Annotated in this window: 18 protein-coding genes; 10 read left to right on the forward strand and 8 right to left on the reverse strand. The window is 71.8% G+C overall.

Features of this window, described 5'->3' with window-relative positions; all coding sequences use genetic code 11:
* The first annotated feature begins 3 nt into the window (after positions 1 to 3).
* Positions 4 to 426, forward strand: a complete 423-nt coding sequence (locus tag ACFVTH_RS11825; RefSeq protein WP_387090853.1) for a hypothetical protein — start codon at positions 4 to 6, stop codon at positions 424 to 426.
* Positions 427 to 445: 19 nt separating this feature from the next.
* Here the strand turns inward: ACFVTH_RS11825 and ACFVTH_RS11830 are convergent, their stop codons facing one another.
* Positions 446 to 1153: a flavin reductase family protein gene (locus ACFVTH_RS11830; RefSeq protein WP_387090855.1), complete on the reverse strand. Its 708-nt coding sequence runs from the start codon at positions 1151 to 1153 to the stop codon at positions 446 to 448.
* A gap of 150 nt (positions 1154 to 1303) precedes the next feature.
* Between ACFVTH_RS11830 and ACFVTH_RS11835 the strand changes: the two genes are divergently transcribed.
* The 3 genes from ACFVTH_RS11835 to ACFVTH_RS11845 all read left to right on the forward strand — a co-directional run bounded on the left by ACFVTH_RS11835 (position 1304) and on the right by ACFVTH_RS11845 (position 3743).
* The gene (locus ACFVTH_RS11835; RefSeq protein ID WP_387090858.1) at positions 1304 to 1909 is read left to right on the forward strand and encodes a carboxymuconolactone decarboxylase family protein; all 606 of its coding nucleotides are present in this window, start codon (positions 1304 to 1306) and stop codon (positions 1907 to 1909) included.
* Positions 1906 to 2781 carry an RNA polymerase sigma-70 factor gene (locus ACFVTH_RS11840; protein ID WP_387090860.1) on the forward strand — a complete coding sequence of 292 codons (876 nt, stop codon included), beginning with the start codon at positions 1906 to 1908 and terminating at the stop codon, positions 2779 to 2781. The genes ACFVTH_RS11835 and ACFVTH_RS11840 overlap by 4 nt, the downstream gene beginning before the upstream one ends.
* 62 nt (positions 2782 to 2843) lie before the next feature.
* The gene (locus ACFVTH_RS11845; protein ID WP_387090863.1) at positions 2844 to 3743 is read left to right on the forward strand and encodes a TerC family protein; all 900 of its coding nucleotides are present in this window, start codon (positions 2844 to 2846) and stop codon (positions 3741 to 3743) included.
* 20 nt (positions 3744 to 3763) lie between these two features.
* On the opposite strand, the gene ACFVTH_RS11850 is transcribed toward ACFVTH_RS11845, so the two are convergent.
* From ACFVTH_RS11850 to ACFVTH_RS11860, 3 genes are read right to left on the reverse strand one after another with little or no spacing between them, the layout of a single operon-like run.
* The gene (locus tag ACFVTH_RS11850; RefSeq protein WP_387090866.1) at positions 3764 to 4204 is read right to left on the reverse strand and encodes a VOC family protein; all 441 of its coding nucleotides are present in this window, start codon (positions 4202 to 4204) and stop codon (positions 3764 to 3766) included.
* A gap of 53 nt (positions 4205 to 4257) precedes the next feature.
* The gene (locus tag ACFVTH_RS11855) at positions 4258 to 4605 is read right to left on the reverse strand and encodes a DUF805 domain-containing protein (RefSeq protein ID WP_387090869.1); all 348 of its coding nucleotides are present in this window, start codon (positions 4603 to 4605) and stop codon (positions 4258 to 4260) included.
* Between the two features lie 34 nt (positions 4606 to 4639).
* Positions 4640 to 4939: a hypothetical protein gene (locus ACFVTH_RS11860; protein WP_387090872.1), complete on the reverse strand. Its 300-nt coding sequence runs from the start codon at positions 4937 to 4939 to the stop codon at positions 4640 to 4642.
* Positions 4940 to 5030: 91 nt separating this feature from the next.
* Here ACFVTH_RS11860 and ACFVTH_RS11865 point away from each other — a divergent pair, with 91 nt between their 5' ends.
* Both ACFVTH_RS11865 and ACFVTH_RS11870 read left to right on the forward strand, forming a co-directional pair.
* Positions 5031 to 5519 carry a nitroreductase/quinone reductase family protein gene (locus ACFVTH_RS11865; RefSeq protein WP_387090874.1) on the forward strand — a complete coding sequence of 163 codons (489 nt, stop codon included), beginning with the start codon at positions 5031 to 5033 and terminating at the stop codon, positions 5517 to 5519.
* 96 nt (positions 5520 to 5615) lie between these two features.
* Positions 5616 to 6410 carry an SDR family NAD(P)-dependent oxidoreductase gene (locus ACFVTH_RS11870; protein WP_387090877.1) on the forward strand — a complete coding sequence of 265 codons (795 nt, stop codon included), beginning with the start codon at positions 5616 to 5618 and terminating at the stop codon, positions 6408 to 6410.
* A 43-nt stretch (positions 6411 to 6453) separates the two neighbouring features.
* Here the strand turns inward: ACFVTH_RS11870 and ACFVTH_RS11875 are convergent, their stop codons facing one another.
* On the reverse strand, positions 6454 to 7626 hold the full coding sequence (locus ACFVTH_RS11875) for a multicopper oxidase family protein (protein WP_387091852.1): 1173 nt from the start codon (positions 7624 to 7626) through the stop codon (positions 6454 to 6456).
* 350 nt (positions 7627 to 7976) lie between these two features.
* Positions 7977 to 8459 (reverse strand): hypothetical protein, encoded by a 483-nt coding sequence (locus ACFVTH_RS11880; protein WP_387090880.1) that lies wholly within the window; start codon positions 8457 to 8459, stop codon positions 7977 to 7979.
* 196 nt (positions 8460 to 8655) lie between these two features.
* Here ACFVTH_RS11880 and ACFVTH_RS11885 point away from each other — a divergent pair, with 196 nt between their 5' ends.
* Genes ACFVTH_RS11885 through ACFVTH_RS11895 form a run of 3 tightly spaced genes read left to right on the forward strand, consistent with a single transcriptional unit; the run spans position 8656 to position 11859 of the window.
* Positions 8656 to 10752, forward strand: a complete 2097-nt coding sequence (locus ACFVTH_RS11885) for a histidine kinase (protein ID WP_387090882.1) — start codon at positions 8656 to 8658, stop codon at positions 10750 to 10752.
* A complete protein-coding gene (locus ACFVTH_RS11890; RefSeq protein WP_387090885.1) occupies positions 10745 to 11452 on the forward strand; it encodes a response regulator in 708 nt (235 codons plus the stop codon). The genes ACFVTH_RS11885 and ACFVTH_RS11890 overlap by 8 nt, the downstream gene beginning before the upstream one ends.
* A gap of 56 nt (positions 11453 to 11508) precedes the next feature.
* Positions 11509 to 11859 carry a metallopeptidase family protein gene (locus ACFVTH_RS11895; protein ID WP_387090888.1) on the forward strand — a complete coding sequence of 117 codons (351 nt, stop codon included), beginning with the start codon at positions 11509 to 11511 and terminating at the stop codon, positions 11857 to 11859.
* A 37-nt stretch (positions 11860 to 11896) separates the two neighbouring features.
* Here ACFVTH_RS11895 and ACFVTH_RS11900 read toward each other — a convergent pair whose 3' ends face one another.
* Both ACFVTH_RS11900 and ACFVTH_RS11905 read right to left on the reverse strand, forming a co-directional pair.
* Positions 11897 to 13255: a low temperature requirement protein A gene (locus tag ACFVTH_RS11900; RefSeq protein WP_387090890.1), complete on the reverse strand. Its 1359-nt coding sequence runs from the start codon at positions 13253 to 13255 to the stop codon at positions 11897 to 11899.
* Positions 13256 to 13313: 58 nt separating this feature from the next.
* A complete protein-coding gene (locus tag ACFVTH_RS11905; RefSeq protein ID WP_387090893.1) occupies positions 13314 to 13736 on the reverse strand; it encodes an acyl-CoA thioesterase in 423 nt (140 codons plus the stop codon).
* A 127-nt stretch (positions 13737 to 13863) separates the two neighbouring features.
* Between ACFVTH_RS11905 and ACFVTH_RS11910 the strand changes: the two genes are divergently transcribed.
* Positions 13864 to 14805, forward strand: coding sequence for a hypothetical protein (locus ACFVTH_RS11910; protein ID WP_387090895.1), 942 nt, complete (start codon positions 13864 to 13866; stop codon positions 14803 to 14805).
* The last annotated feature ends 53 nt before the right edge of the window (positions 14806 to 14858 follow it).

Consider the following 14858-nt stretch of genomic DNA (forward strand, 5'->3'; position numbering starts at 1 on the left):
GGGATGGACGCCTGCGCCGCCCTCGCCGACTCGATCGCCCGCCTCGCCGACCACGGCTACTCGAACCGGCGGTTCCTCACGGAGCTCGGCCGGATCGCCGGAGTCCGACGCGGACCGCTCTGGGTGTTCGACGCGGCGAGCGGCGGCCGCAACCGGCTCAGCGGCCGCGGGTTCCGCCGGCTCGTCGACGATCAGACCGACGGACAGGCGCGGCACTTCGCCGGCACCGTGGCGGTCACGGCACGGATCGGGGGTCGGCTCACGAGGTGGCTCACCGTCGCGGTGCTGCGCGACGGTCCTGACACGGCCGACGGCCGGCTGAGCGAGGAGGCCATCGAGTTCGCGCGTGCGATCCGCTCGGGCGAGCTCGAGCAGTCGGAGGCCTCGGGCTGGGTGCGTCGCCGCCTCTGCCACGCCGCGGCGTGACGGGCGCTGCCGTACTGGATCACCGCCGGGATGCTCCGACCGCCGAGGTCTCGCCCGACGGATCGCGCGTCGCACGCTGCCCGCCCGTCGGGGTCTCGGAGCGGGAGGAATGCCCCAGCTGCTTCCCGAGTCCGAAGTAGTGCCGGAAGTTGTAGATCAGCGGACTCCACCTTCCCGGGTCGAGGTGATTCGTGCCGGGCACCACGATGTCGGAGGCGGCATGGACCATGCTCACGGCGACCTCGACGATCATGAAACCGCCCGCCGATCCGGCGCGCAGGCCGACGGCCGTCCCCTCGAGCTGCAACGGGCATTCGGCCACCCGCGGCGGGCCGACCGTCGTCGACCGCATCGGGGTCAGGCCGGCCGCCGCGAACTTGTCGGGCTCGAATCGCATCCCCGACGGCTTGGACGGGGGCACGGGGAACATGCCCGTCAGCGGCGCGAGCCGTTCGACCTGCTCCCACGACTCGGGCGACGGCACGTTCACGACGAGTTCGGGTCGTTCGAGGAGGTTGGCCGCCGATCGACCGTCGGCACCGAGGCCGAGCACGAGCGTCCGGTCGAGGGCCCAGGCCGACGAGATCGGAGCGAGGTTGCACGTCCCGTCGGGATTCGTCGTCGTGATCAGCACGACCGGAGTCCCGAAGTAGAGGATGCTCGGCTCGACGACCAGGTGCCCGCCGTGGGTCGCGGGCGAATCCATGTCAGCTGATGAAGAGGTCACCGCACGACGATACGGTCGCATCGTTTCGCCCGAGGTCGAAACATCGATGCCCGGCGGATGTCACACGCCCGCGCCGGCCGGTGTCTTCATGTGCGACGGGATGATCCCGGGAACCGAACCCCGGACCGTCGACGATCGCAGGAGGACACGATGACCACCCAGACCCGCATTCCGCCGACCGAGCTCACGGGCGTCTTCGGCGCGGTCGTGAAGGCCGCAGCGAAGCGAATGATCGGCCGGGTGCCCGACTCGATGGGCGTGCTCGCGCATCACCCCGCGCTCATGCGCGCCTCGATGGGCATCGGCCGCAAGATCGAGGCGCTCGACGAGCTCGACCGGAACCTGGCGAGCTACGCCGTGATGGCGACGGCGGCGACCATCGGCTGCAGCTGGTGCCTCGACTTCAACTACTACAAGGCGCACAACGAGGGGCTCGACGAGGCGAAGGCCCGTCAGGTGCCGGTGTGGCGCGAGGCATCCGTCTTCTCGCCCCTCGAACGCAACGTCATGGAGTACGCCGAGGCGATGAGCCAGACCCCGCCCGCCGTCACCGACGAGCTGTCGGCCGCGCTCCTCGACGAGCTCGGCCCGGCCGCGCTCATCGAGCTCACCGCGAAGGTGGCGTTCATGAACATGAGCTCGCGCATGAACGTCGCCCTCGGCATCCACTCGGAGGGCTACGCCGACGCGTGCGAGCTGCCGCCGATCGCGACGCGCGCCGATGCCTCGGCCGAGGTCGTAGGCTCGGCATCATGACCGACGACCCGTTCGTCACCCACCGTGCGCTGCTCTTCACCGTCGCGTACGAGATGCTCGGCTCGGCGGCCGACGCCGAGGACGTGCTGCAGGAGTCGTGGCTGCGCTGGAACGCCGTCGACCGTACGGAGGTGCGCGACGAGCGGGCCTACCTCGTGCGGATCGTCACGCGCCAGGCGCTGAACCAGCTGCGCACCCGGTCGCGCCGGCGCGAGTCGTATGTCGGCGAGTGGCTGCCCGAGCCGCTCCTCACGAGCCCCGACGTGGCCGACGACGTCGAGCTCGCCGAGAGCGTCTCGATCGCGATGCTGACCGTGCTCGAGACGCTCGGGCCGACCGAGCGGGCGGTGTTCGTGCTGCGCGAGGTGTTCGACGTGCCGTACGACGAGATCGCCGACGCGGTGGGCAAGACGACGGCCGCGGTGCGCCAGATCGCCCACCGCGCGAAGGCGCACGTCGCCGCGAGGCGGCCGCGCGTCGCGGTCGATCGGGCCGAGCAGGAGGCCGTCGTCGCGCGATTCGTCGCGGCCGTGAACTCGGGCGACCTGCAGGGCCTCATGGACGTGCTCGCGCCCGACGTCGTCTCGGTCGCCGACGGCGGCGGCTTCGTGAAGGGCGCGGCGCCACGCCCGATCGTCGGTGCCGACAAGATCGCCCGCTACCTGCTCGGCGGTCTCGCGAAGCTCGGCCTGCCGTTCGAGGCGCGGCCGACGTGGGTCAACGGGCACCCCGCGATCCGCGGCGAGGTCGACGGCGCGCTCGCCGGCTCGATCAGCTTCGAGATCGAGGACGGGCGCATCACGCGCATCTTCTCGATCGCGAACCCGTACAAGCTCGGGCACCTCGACGAGGAGGCCGAGCTGGCTCGGTAGCGACCCAGGCGATTCCATGCGGACGGCGGCATGATGCGGCATCCGCTCTCTACGATGAACGGGTGGACTTCTCCTTCGCCCTCACCCCCGATCTGATCGCCGTCTTCCTCACGCTGTTCGTGCTCGAGATCGTGCTCGGCGTCGACAACGTCATCTTCATCTCGATCCTCGCGTCGAAGCTGCCGAAGGAGCAGCAGGCGAAGGCCCGCAACCTCGGCCTGACGCTCGCGATGGTGATCCGCGTGATCCTCGTGTTCTTCGCCGGTTGGATCATCACGCTGAAGGAGGACGTGGTCGTCTGGTTCGGCATGGGCTTCTCGGTGAAGGACTTCATCCTCATCGCGGGCGGTCTCTTCCTCGTCTACAAGGCGGTCACCGAGATCCACCACAAGCTCGAGGGCGCCGAGGAGGAGCACGGCGGCGCGCCCCGGCGCATCACCTTCGGCTCGGTGCTCGCGCAGATCCTCGCGCTCGACATCGTGTTCTCGCTCGACTCGGTCATCACCGCGGTCGGCATGACCGAGAACCTCGTCGTCATCGTTACCGTCGTCGTGCTCTCGTTCGCGATCATGCTCTTCGCCGCGCGCTTCATCTTCACCTTCGTGAACCGCCACCCCACGGTGAAGATGCTCGCCCTGTCGTTCCTGCTGCTGATCGGCGTGTTCCTCATCGCCGAGGGCTTCGGCGTGCACATCGACAAGGCGCTCATCTACGCCCCGATGGCCTTCGCGATCCTCGTCGAGGCGCTCAACCTGCTGGCTGCGTCGCGCAAGGCGAAGCGCGAGCAGCGCCGCCGCACGCCGGTGCAGCTGCGCCCGCAGTACCCCGACGTCGACGAGTCGGTCGCGGTGTCGGCCGCGCTCTCGAAGGGCGAGCCGGGCGCGGGCTCGGTGGGCCTGTCGAACCGCCCGGTCGAGGGCGAGCGGGATGCCTCGGAGGAGGAGCGCGCCGGGCTCGGCTGAGCCTTGCCTGCGCGCTGCCGTCAGCCCAGCCGTTCGGCGAGCGCCAGCACGATGCCGGCGGGGCCGCGGAGGTAGCAGAGGCGGTAGACGTTCTCGTAGTTCGCGATCTCGCCGAGGAGTTCGGCGCCGTGGCCGCGCAGGCGCGCGACGGTGTCGTCGATGTCGTCGACGGCGAACATCACGCGGTGCAGGCCGAGGGTGTTCGGCGGCGGGTTCGGCGGTGACATCTCGGATGCCACGGGCTCGAGGTACGTCGCGAGCTCGAGCCGGCCGTGGCCGTCGGGCGTGACGAGCACCGCGATCTCGCTGCGGACGCCGTCGAGGCCGACGGTCCGGTCGGCCCACGTGCCTTCGATCGGGGCTCGGCCTTCGACGGCCATGCCCAGCTCGACGAAGAAGGCGACCGCGGCGTCGAGGTCGTCGACGACGATGCCGACGTTGTCCATCCGTTGAACGGTCATGGGGGTGAGCCTACGCCCGGGGCCGCGAGCCCGGGCCGAGCCGAGTGATGCCGTCAGGCGACGGCGGCCGTCTTGCCGGGCTGCGACAGCATGATGGCGAGCACGATGAGGCCGGCGATCGGCACGAGCAGCCAGAACACGTGGCCCCAGCCCTGGCCCGTGTCGCGCAGGCGCCGCACGATCACGGCGAGCGTCGGCAGCAGCATGGCGATGCCCCAGAGGCTCGACAGCACGGCACCGAGGCTCGACGCGTCGCCGAGCGGGATCACGTTGAACACGCCGAGCGCCGCGGCCACGAGGGCGTAGAAGAGGATCCACCACCAGAACTCGGGGCGGGCCGCCCGGCCGTCGAAGTCGGCGTACTTCCGCAGCACGGTCGTGATCGCTTCACCGAATGACATGGGCGTCCTCTCCGGAAGTGGGGTCAGGGACATCCTATTCAGCGGGGCGGATGCGCCCGCGACCGAACGGCAGTGCGGGCGCACGGTAGACGAGCGAAGCGGGACGCCCCGGCTCGAGGGCGAACTCGGCCGCGCCGAAGCGCCACAGCCGGTTGAAGAGGTAGGCGCCGATGACGGCGTGCTCGTCGGCGCGGAGCTGCCACGTTCCGACGCCCCACTGGGTCGGCTGGCCGCGGCCATCGATGACGAGGGTCGGCCTGACGCCCCAGTAGAGGGCGAACCAGGGCTTGTGCAGCGCCAGCTCGAGGCGGCGGGTGGCGGGGGCGTCGGTCACCCGGTGAGTCTCGGCAATCCGGGTGCCGGGCGAGCGAATCGGCGGGATGATTGAGGTGGAGCAGACTTCGCCACCGGAAGGAGGCGATCGCATGTCATTCGACACGTCGAACGGCACCCGTGGTGCGCGGCAGCCGGCGCGCAACCGCTTCGAGCGGTGGGCCAACCTGCGCATGGCCGAACGCATCCGCCGCAAGGGCGACCGTCGCGGCACGAAGCTGGCGCTCGTCACGATCGGCCACCGCACGGGGCTCGAACGGGTGACCCCGGTGCGCTGGTTCCCGGCCGGGGGCGGCGCGCGGTACATCGTGGCCTCGGCGAACGGTGCGGCCCAGAACCCCGCCTGGTACTACAACATCGCCGCCAACCCCGATCGGGTGCGCATCGAGTTCGCCGGGAAGCACCTCGACGTCGTCGCCGAGCAGCTGCACGGCGCCGAACGGGCGGCGGCGTGGGCGCAGATCACGGCGACGGCGCGGGGCTTCGCGAAGTACGAGCGGCTCACCGACCGCGAGATCCCGGTGATCGTGCTGCGGTCGCGACCGCTCGGGCGGCATGCGGCATCGTCGAACGGTCGATGACGGCGAGCGCGCGGCACGAGCAATTGCAATCTTTTGGTTGCATTTCTTCCTACTGTTGTGCAACTCTGAAGTTGCACAATTCGAAGGAGGTTCGACATGCTGCTCGAGAACAAGGTGGCCGTGATCCACGGCGGTGGCGGTTCGATCGGGAGCGCGGCGGCGCGGGTGTTCGCCCGCGAGGGCGCACGGCTGTTCCTCGCGGGGCGGTCGCTGCCGAGGCTCGAGGCGGCGGCATCCCTGGCGAGGGTCGAAGGGGCCGAGGTCTCGGTCGCCGTCGTCGACGCCATGGACCAGGCCGCGGTCGACCGGCACATCGACGAGGTGGCGCAGGCGGCTGGTCGCATCGACGTCGCCCTCAATGCGGTCGGCTTCGACCACGTGCAGGGCCTCCCGATCGCCGAGACCTCCCTCGACGACTACCTGCACCCCGTCGTCGGGTACCTGCGGACGAACTTCGTGACCGCGAAGGCGGCGTCGCGGCACATGGTCGCCCAGCACGACGGCGTCATCCTCACCATCTCGACGCCCGGTGCCCGGCTCACCGGCCGCGGGCTCATCGGCAACGCGGCCCAGTCGGCCGGCCTCGAGGGCTTCTCGCGCGCGCTCGCCGGCGAGCTCGGACCCGACGGGGTGCGGGTGGTCTGCGTGCGCCCGCACGCCATGTCGGACGCGCTGGCGACCTCGTACACGGGCGAGATGTTCGGCCGCATCGCCGACGCCGGCGGCATCGCGATGGACGAGTGGGTCACGGGGCTCAGCGGCATGACGCTGCTGGGTCGGCTGCCGAAGCTGGAGGATGTCGCCGAGTACCTCGCGTTCGCGGCATCCGACCGTGCGCACTCGATGACGGGCGCCATCGCGAACCTCTCGGCGGGCGCGCTCGTCGACTGAACCCGCCGTCGTCGGCCGAGCCCGAGGGGTCGCGCCGGCGGGATCACTCCGGCCGGTTGCCCGCGTCGCCGTTGATCGTGAACGGCGTCGTCACGCCCTCGTACATGAGGTGGGCGATGAGCCCGTCGACGGCGTGGGGGAGGGTGTGGCAGTGGTCGCTCCAGATTCCCGGGTTGTCGGCGACGAAGGCGATGTCGTACGACTCGCCGGGGTGCACGTCGAGCGAGTCGACGACCCACGGGCTGCCCGACGCCGCGACCCCGTCGCGCGAGAGCACGACGACGTGGTGGCCGTGCAGGTGCATCGGGTGCACGTCGCCCGAGTCGTTGCGGAGGTGCATCACCACGACGTCGCCCTGGGCCACCGCGAACATCGGCACGTCGGGGAACATGCGCCCGTTGATCGTCCAGAAGTTGCCGGGCCGGCCGTCGATGATGCCGAAGCGGCGCGCGATGGCGTACTCGTACGAGCGGTCGGGCGATTCCGCGTCGAAGTCGAGCGGGGCGGGGGCGCCGTAGGCGAGCAGGTCGAGGGTCTCGGCCGGCTGCCGCACCGGAGGGGCGGAGGCGTCGGGCTCCGAGGTCGGGCCGATGAGCACGCTCCGGGCGCCGCCCACGTGCAGGCGCGCTGCGCCGCGCGCGGGCACCGGCACCGTGACGTCCGCCCGACCGCCCGCCGGGACGAGCAGGCGCTCGCCGTCGACCTCGCCGGGCTCGTGCACCTCGTGCCCGTCGGTCGCGACCACGCGGAACGGGACGCCCGACCACACCGCCGCGGTGCCCTGGTCGGAGTTGATGACGCGCACCCGCACCGTCGAGCCGGGGGCTGCGGTGACGCGCTCGTCGCCGGCCCGTCCGTTGAGCGTGTGCTGGCCGCCGTAGACGTGCAGCAGCGCGGTGACCTCGGCCGAGGCCGAGGCCGAGGGCGCCGGCTCGTCGGCCGGGCCGGTCTCGGGGTCGATCACGATCGCGCCGAGCAGCCCGCCGACGACCTGCTCGTGCGAGACCTGGTGCGAGTGGTACCAGTAGGTGCCGGCATCCGTTGCCTCGAAGCGGTACACGTGCCGGCCGCCGACGGGCACGGCGTCCTGCGTGATGCCCGCGACGCCGTCGGCCGCGTTCGGCACGTCGATGCCGTGCCAATGCAGCGTCGCACCGGCGGTCACCGACTCGTTCACGAACTCCACCTCGACGAGGTCGCCCTGCCGCGCCCGGATCTCGGGGCCGGGCGACGTGCCGTTGACCGTGTAGCCCTCGACGTCGCGCCCGGCAGGGCACCTCGACGGTGCCCTGCCGGGCGACGAGCTCGACGCGCACGTCGGCCGGGCGGTCGGGGGCGGTGAGCGCGGTCACGCTCAGCAGGCCGGGGGGAGCGGATGCCTCGGTGCCGCCGCCCTCGACGGGCCCGCCCGAGCCGTGGCCGGCGTCGCCGCCGTGGCCGGCGTGCCCCTCGCCCGAGCCCATGTCCATCACCGAGTACTCGCCGAGCAGCGTGGAGCTCCACGCGAGCGCACCGACGCCGAGCGCGGTCGCGACCGCGACGCCGACGACGGCGCACCGCAGGAGCTCACGCCGCGACGGCATCGCTCGTCGCCTCCTCCGGGCGTTCCGCCGCGGCGTCCGCCCGTCGTGCCCGGCGCATGCGAAGGGCGGCGACCGCCCCGGCGGCGACGATCGCGAGCGCGTTCGCGCCGTGGATGAGGCCGAGGTAGGGCGACCCGACGATCGAGAACCCGAGCGTCACCTGCAGCACCACGAGCCCGAGGGTGATCGCGGCCCACAGCTTCGCCCCGCGCACGCGGACGAAGAACGACACGACGAGCAGCGCGACCGCGACGAGCGGGATCAGCACGCCGCCGACGACGCCGTGGATCAGGAATCCCATCTCGCCGACGCCGGCGGCCTGGAAGCCCTCGAGCAGCGCCTTGTCGACGACCCCGCCCTCGGCGATGAGGTTGAGCATGCCGCCGAACGCGAACGCGATCGCGGCGGCCTGGACGACGACGGCGCCCGACACGGTCCAGGCGAGTCCCGAGTACAGCTTGCGCATGATGCCTTCTCCTTCGTGCGGGCGCCGGTGCGTGGCATCCGCTCGTGTTCACGCTGCTCGCTGCCCGGCCGCGCCGGAACGCGGCGGGCCGGATGCCGCATGGCAGGCGCCCCCTCGCCCCATGGGGGCCAGCCGCTAAGGGACGGCCGGGGCAGGCCCCCTCCCGCCGAGCGCCGGAGAGGAGGACGATGGAAGCGTGGAACGCAGGTGGGTGTGCCTGGCGACGCTCGGCCCGATCGGGGTCGCGGCCCTGGTCTACATCGTCGTCGTGCGGGGGTTCATCGACGGCGAGGCCGACCACGGCCTGGCGTGGCCGATGATCGGGATCCTGCCGATGTTCGTGTTCGGCATGTGGCTGCTCACCGTCTCGGCGTCGCGCATGGCCGTGCTGATCGCGCTCGCCGCCACGGCGATGCTCGTCGGCTCGGCGTACGAGACGTTCGTGCTGCGCAACCCCTTCGTCGTGGCCGAGCCGTGGTTCCCGCTCTTCAACGCGATCGGGTTGACCGCAGACGCCACGGCGACGGCGGCGTTCCTGATGGTGTTCGCGACGTTCCCCGACGGCACCGCCGAGCACCGCTGGCAGCGGGTCGCGGTCGCGTTCCTCTGGATGCCGCTGCTCGCCGCCCCGCTGACGCTGCTCACCACCCCGCACGTCGTCACGTCGCCGTACCTCGGCGTCAGCGGCGATGCCATCCCGAATCCGTTCGCGGTGACGTGGCTCGAATGGGCTGCGCCCGCGGTGCAGTACCTCGTGGTGCAGTCGTGGGCGGTCGTGGCGATCGGACTCGCGGTGCTCGGCACTCGCGCACTGTTCGGGGCTCCCGAGGTGCGCGCCCACACGCGGGTCATGGCGCTCGTCGTCACCGGCGCGATGGTCGCCTTCGCGCTCTGGACGTTCTTCGACAACTGGTTCGTGCAGCTGCTCGTCTTCGCGTCGCTGCTCGCGATCCCGATCGCCGCGATCCACGGCATCCTGCGGTACGGCGCGTTCGACATCGCTCCGGGCGACCGCGGGCGGCTGGTCGCTCGGTCGTCGAACCTGCTGATCACCGTCATCTACGCGGCGGTCGTCGCCACGCCGGCGGTGCTGCTGGCGCCGCCGCTGCGCGTCGTGCCGGCGATCCTCCTCACGACCTTGCTCGCCGTCGCGCTGCTGCCGCTCCGGAGCTGGTTGCAGCGGCGCCTCCATCGACGCCTGTTCGGCGACCGCGAACGGCAGCTCGAGATGCTCGGCGAGCTCGGCGCACGGCTCGAGCAGGCGGTCGAGCCGCGCGAGCTGCTCGCCCGCCTCGCCGAGGCGGTGCGCGAGGGGCTGGATGCCTCATGGGTGCGCATCGAGCTCGTCGGCGTCGACGGCGGAGTGGCGCCGGCGCCGGTCGGGTTCGCGAGCGCCGATGCGGCTGGGACCGCCGCCGCGGCCGGCGAGGCCGCCGCCGACGTCTGCGACCTCGTGCACGGCGACGAGACGCTCGGGCGGATCGAGCTCGGTCCGAGACGCCGCGGCGAGTACGGCGAGGCCGAGCGGATGCTGCTGCGCACGGTGGCGGGCCAGGCCGCGGCGTCCGTGGCGAACGTGCGCCTGACGGCGCAGCTGGCCGAGCAGCTCGACGAGCTCACGGCCTCGCGGGAGCGGCTCGTCGCCGCGCAGGACGACGAGCGCCGGCGCCTCGAGCGAGACCTGCACGACGGCATCCAGCAGGACGTGGTGGCGCAGATCGCGGGGCTCCGCCTCGCGCGCAACCGTCTCCAGCGCGGCGAGCTCACCGCCCCCGAGCTCGTCGCGCTGCAGGAGCAGGCCCGCGACACCCTGCGCGAGCTGCGCGAGCTCGCCCGTGGCATCCACCCGCCCGTGCTGAGCGACAACGGGCTCGTCGCCGCGGTGGAGTCGGGGGTCGCGCGCTATCCCATCCCGCTCGAGGTGTCGGCCGATGCGGCGCTGCGCGCCACCCGCTTCCCGGACGACGTCGAGACGACCGCCTACTACGTCGTGCGCGAGGCGCTCGCGAACACGGCGAAGCACGCGAACGCGACGCACGCGTCGGTCGGGCTCGTCCGCAGCGACGGGCACCTGCGCATCGCGATCAGCGACGACGGGTGCGGGATCGGCGGGATCGCGGCGGTGGATGCGGCGCCGGCGTCGCACGGCGGGCTCGCGAACATCCGCGACCGCGTCGCCGCCCTGCGCGGCACCGTGCGCGTCGGGCCGAACGACCCGTCGGGCACGACGCTGGTCGTGGAGCTGCCGGTCGACACCGCGCCGGCGGCGGGGCAGGAGGCGCCCGTTGGATGACCCGGGCGTGCTGCGCGTCGTCGTCGCCGAGGACAACTACCTCGTGCGCGAGGGCGTACGGCGCCTGCTCGAGGACTCGGGCGAGGTCGACGTCGTCGCCTCGGTCGGCAACGGCACCGAGCTGCTCGACGCGGTGCGGCGGCTCGCGCCGCACGCCGTGCTCACCGACATCAGGATGCCGCCGGGCCATCACATGGAGGGCATCGAGGCCGCGCACGCGATCCGCGCGTCGTCGCCGTCGACCGGGGTCGTGGTGCTGTCGCAGCACGCCGACGAGAGCTATGCGCTCGCGCTCTTCGCCGATGGTTCGGCCGGCCTCGGCTACCTGCTGAAGGACCGCATCGGCGACCTCGAGGACCTCGTGCACGCGCTTCGCGAGGTGTGCGCCGGCGGGTCCGTGATCGACCCGCAGATCGTCGACACGCTCGTGCGGCGGCGGAGCGCGGGGTCCGCGAGCCCGCTCGCGACGTTGTCGCCGCGGGAGCTCGAGGTGCTGCGCCAGATGGCCGCGGGCAAGACGAACGCCGGAATCGAGCAGGCGCTGTTCCTGTCGACCTCGACGGTCGAGAAGCACGTGAACGCGATCTTCACGAAGCTGCGGCTGCCCGAGTCGGGCGTGCACCGGCGGGTGGCGGCGGTGCTGGCGTTCCTCCAGAACGACGGGGGAGCGGGGCATCCGGCGCAGGGGCTCCCGGACTGATTCCGCTGAGAGCGAGCGCCGGCCGGAGGGTCTCCGCGAGCGAGCAGAATTGCCGCATGGTCGAGATCTCCGACGACGACTTCGAGCGCATGGTGAGCGAGGTCTACGACGCGCTGCCCGACGAGATGGTGCGCGGACTCGAGAACGTGGCGGTGCTGATCGCCGACCAGCCGCCGGGGGAACGGCCGCGGCTCTACGGCCTCTACAGCGGGCGGCCGCTCAAGACCCGCGGGGTCTACGGCTACGGCGAGCTGCCCGACCGCATCACGCTCTTCAAGAACAACATGCAGGCGCACAGCGCCGACCTCGACGCGCTGCGCACGCGGGTGCGCATCACGCTCGTGCACGAGATCGGCCACTACTTCGGGCTCGACGACGCCAAGCTGCGCGAGCTCGGCTGGGCGTAGCGCCTCCTCGCAATCGGCGCCATCGCGGCGCCGGTGATCAGGCGGATGCCTCGGTCGCCTCCGCCGTCGCGTGCCGTTCGTCGATCTCGGGCTCGAGCAGGTGCCGCTTCGCAGCCTGCAGCGTGTGCGAGTACCCGACGAGCTCGTGCCCGACGACCTCGATGACGCAGGAGAGCGACACCAGCCCGATCACCGTCACGAGGGCGGTGAGGTCTCCGCCGGGCTCCAGGTCGATCGGCGCCCCCGCGTCGACGACGGCGGCGATGATCACCGCGGCGACGAGCGGCACGAGGTTGCAGATGAACAGCGGCACGTGGGTGAAGTCCATCGAGTGCATGAGCACGCTCCAGATGAGGAAGACGAGCACGACCACGCACGCCACCGGCACCGCGAGTGCGAGGGTGATCTGCAGCAGGCTGAGCTCCTGGTGCTCGACCCCGAGCGCGGCGACGTGGAGCCCGGCGCCGACGGCGGCGATCGCGCCGAACAGCGGCAGGTGCACGTATCGCCAGCCCCACGTGCGTTCGGGCCACCGCTCGAGGATGGTGCGCGACGGGATCAGGTAGTACGCCCACCACAGCCCTGCGGCGATCACGAGTCCAGCCGCGACGATCGCGACCGCCGCGATCGACCACCCCTGCTCGGCGACGAGGGCGCCGACCGCGGCGACCGTTCCGGCGATCACCTCGCCGATCGTGATGAGCGTCAGCAGGCCGAACCGCTCGGCGATGTGGCCGGCGTTCCAGGGCGCGCGACCGTAGCGGCGCTCGATCACGAGCGGTGCGATGAGCTCGGCGGCGGCGAGCACGGCGAGCGCGGCGACCGTCGCACCGGCGGGGATGCCGGGCACCGTCGTGAGCAGCCAGCCGACCTGCGCGACCGCGATCACGACCGCGTAGGCGACGGAGGTGCGTCGCCGGCTCGGATCCTGGCGGGCGGCGCGCAGCCAGAGCGCGATGAGCGGCACGCGCATGACGATGTAGCCGGCGACGAGCAGCACGTTGTTGGGGCTCTCGCCGTGCGCGGCATTCTCGAAGCTGACGGGCAGCCCGAAGATGAAGATCACGACGCCGACCATCTGCGCCACGACGGCCGCCCGCACGAGGGCGTCGTCGTTGTCGTAGGCCGACGAGAACCAGGTGAAGTTGAGCCACGCCCACGACACCCCGAAGATCGCGAACAGGTATGCGCCGATGCCCGGCCCCACCTCGCCGACGAAGAGCGCGTGCGCGAGCTCGTCGGCCGCGGCCGCGAACGCGATGACGTAGGTCAGGTCGTAGAGCAGCTCGAGCGGGGTGACGGCGCGATGCGGTTCGTCGGGGTTGCGGCCCGACATGGGGCGCAGGCGATGCCTGAGGTCGAGCCTGAGCTGCGCGGTGAGGGTCGGCGTCGTCATGGGGACATGATGCGCCCGCGCGCGCCGCGCGTCGAGAGTGAGCCGTTCGCGCGGCCCGTCAGGCGTCGGGTTCGAAGAACAAGGCCTGCAGCTCGTCGGGCCAGTCGGCGCCGCGCCGCGTCGTGGCGTCGACGTACGCCACGATCATGAGGCAGGTCGCGGCGGTGGTGCCCGAGGCATCCGTCATCGTGCACTCGATGATCGCGTCGTGCCCGCGGAACTCCCGCACGAAGGAGGTGATCGTCACGGCCTGGTCGCCGTCGACCGGCCGCAGGAAGTCGATCTCCATGCGCCGCACCCACGTCATGAAGCCGAGTGTGCCGAGCGTCGGAAGGTTCCAGCCCGCGTAGCTCGCGAGGCCCTCCATGCGATGGTCGGTGAAGTACCTCGCGTAGTTGCCGGTGCTCAGGTGCTGGAAGGGGTCGAGCTCGGAGAAGCCCACCTGGTGCGCGGTCTCGTAGATGATCGGTGCCCTCGCCATGGCGACCTCCTCGTGCAGCACGGCGTCCGGCGCTCACGCTACTCCCATCGTGTCGGCGCGGCGGGGTCGCCGACCACGCCCGAACTGGGGTCAGCGCCGAACCCCGGCACGGTCGAGAATGGCGCTCATGGGGGCACAGCGCGCGTCGCTGCACGCGGAGGCGGGTCCGTCGTCGGACGCCCACCTCGTCAAGACCTACGTCTACCTGCGGGTCTCGCTCATCGCCGCCGTGCTGCTGGTGTTCGCGGCGCTGGTCTTCGAGACCTTCGGCACCGGCGAGCTGCTCAACTCGATCAGCGCCTATTACTACACGCCCGTCAGGAGCGTCTTCGTCGGCGCGCTCGTCGGAATGGGGTTCGCGCTCATCGTGCTGGTGGGCCGGCCCGGGCCCGAGGACGCGGCGCTCAACCTCGCGGGCATGCTCGCACCCGTCGTCGCGTTCGTGCCGACCCCGGTGCCCGAGCCCTGCCCGACCGCGGGCGAGCGGTGCATTCCCGAGGCGTACCTGCCGGGCGTCGTGAACAACATGGCGGCGCTCTTCGCCGTCGGCTTCCTCGCGCTCGTCTTCACCGCGCTGTCCATCCGCCGGCTGCAGCGCGGCGACCGGTGGTCGCTCTGGGGCTTCGTCGTCGCGGCGGTCGTCTGGCTCGGCGCACTCGTGTGGTTCGGCTTCACCGACGACTGGCCGCTGCGCGAGTCGTTCCTCTCGTTCGCGCACTACGGCGCGGCCGTGCCGATGTTCGTGCTCATCATCGTCGTGGTGTTCGTCAACGGCTTCAGCTCGGAGACGCCGCTCGTCACGATCCGCGATCGCGAGGTGACGTACCGGCCCGTCTACCAGGCGATCGCCTGGGTGATGGCGGCGACCGTGGCGGTCGGCCTCGTGGCCTGGTTCATGACGCGAACCGACGAGCGCCCGCCGCCCGTGATCTTCTGGGTCGAAGCGACCGTGCTGCTCTTCTTCGGCGTGTTCTGGGGCCTGCAGACGTGGGAGCTCCGGCGGCAGGGGCCGCCGCCGGCGTCGGAGGCCGCCCCTGAGTCGCACGGGCGGTCGCAGCGGGTCGCGTGAGTCATGCCGGGGGCGCGGGCGCGGGGCGCGGGCGCGCTCGAGGGCGGAGGGTT

This window comes from Agromyces sp. NPDC058104, from assembly GCF_042884835.1.
Taxonomy (GTDB): domain Bacteria; phylum Actinomycetota; class Actinomycetes; order Actinomycetales; family Microbacteriaceae; genus Agromyces.

Bases quoted from the DNA above. Each gene is read 5' to 3' on its own strand.
- ACFVTH_RS11825 (WP_387090853.1), top strand. From the start codon at position 4: ATGGACGCCTGCGCCGCCCTCGCCGACTCGATCGCCCGCCTCGCCGAC.
- ACFVTH_RS11835 (WP_387090858.1), top strand. From the start codon at position 1,304: ATGACCACCCAGACCCGCATTCCGCCGACCGAGCTCACGGGCGTCTTC.
- ACFVTH_RS11840 (WP_387090860.1), top strand. From the start codon at position 1,906: ATGACCGACGACCCGTTCGTCACCCACCGTGCGCTGCTCTTCACCGTC.
- ACFVTH_RS11850 (WP_387090866.1), bottom strand. From the start codon at position 4,204: ATGACCGTTCAACGGATGGACAACGTCGGCATCGTCGTCGACGACCTC.
- ACFVTH_RS11855 (WP_387090869.1), bottom strand. From the start codon at position 4,605: ATGTCATTCGGTGAAGCGATCACGACCGTGCTGCGGAAGTACGCCGAC.
- ACFVTH_RS11865 (WP_387090874.1), top strand. From the start codon at position 5,031: ATGTCATTCGACACGTCGAACGGCACCCGTGGTGCGCGGCAGCCGGCG.
- ACFVTH_RS11870 (WP_387090877.1), top strand. From the start codon at position 5,616: ATGCTGCTCGAGAACAAGGTGGCCGTGATCCACGGCGGTGGCGGTTCG.
- ACFVTH_RS11880 (WP_387090880.1), bottom strand. From the start codon at position 8,459: ATGCGCAAGCTGTACTCGGGACTCGCCTGGACCGTGTCGGGCGCCGTC.
- ACFVTH_RS11895 (WP_387090888.1), top strand. From the start codon at position 11,509: ATGGTCGAGATCTCCGACGACGACTTCGAGCGCATGGTGAGCGAGGTC.
- ACFVTH_RS11900 (WP_387090890.1), bottom strand. From the start codon at position 13,255: ATGACGACGCCGACCCTCACCGCGCAGCTCAGGCTCGACCTCAGGCAT.
- ACFVTH_RS11905 (WP_387090893.1), bottom strand. From the start codon at position 13,736: ATGGCGAGGGCACCGATCATCTACGAGACCGCGCACCAGGTGGGCTTC.
- ACFVTH_RS11910 (WP_387090895.1), top strand. From the start codon at position 13,864: ATGGGGGCACAGCGCGCGTCGCTGCACGCGGAGGCGGGTCCGTCGTCG.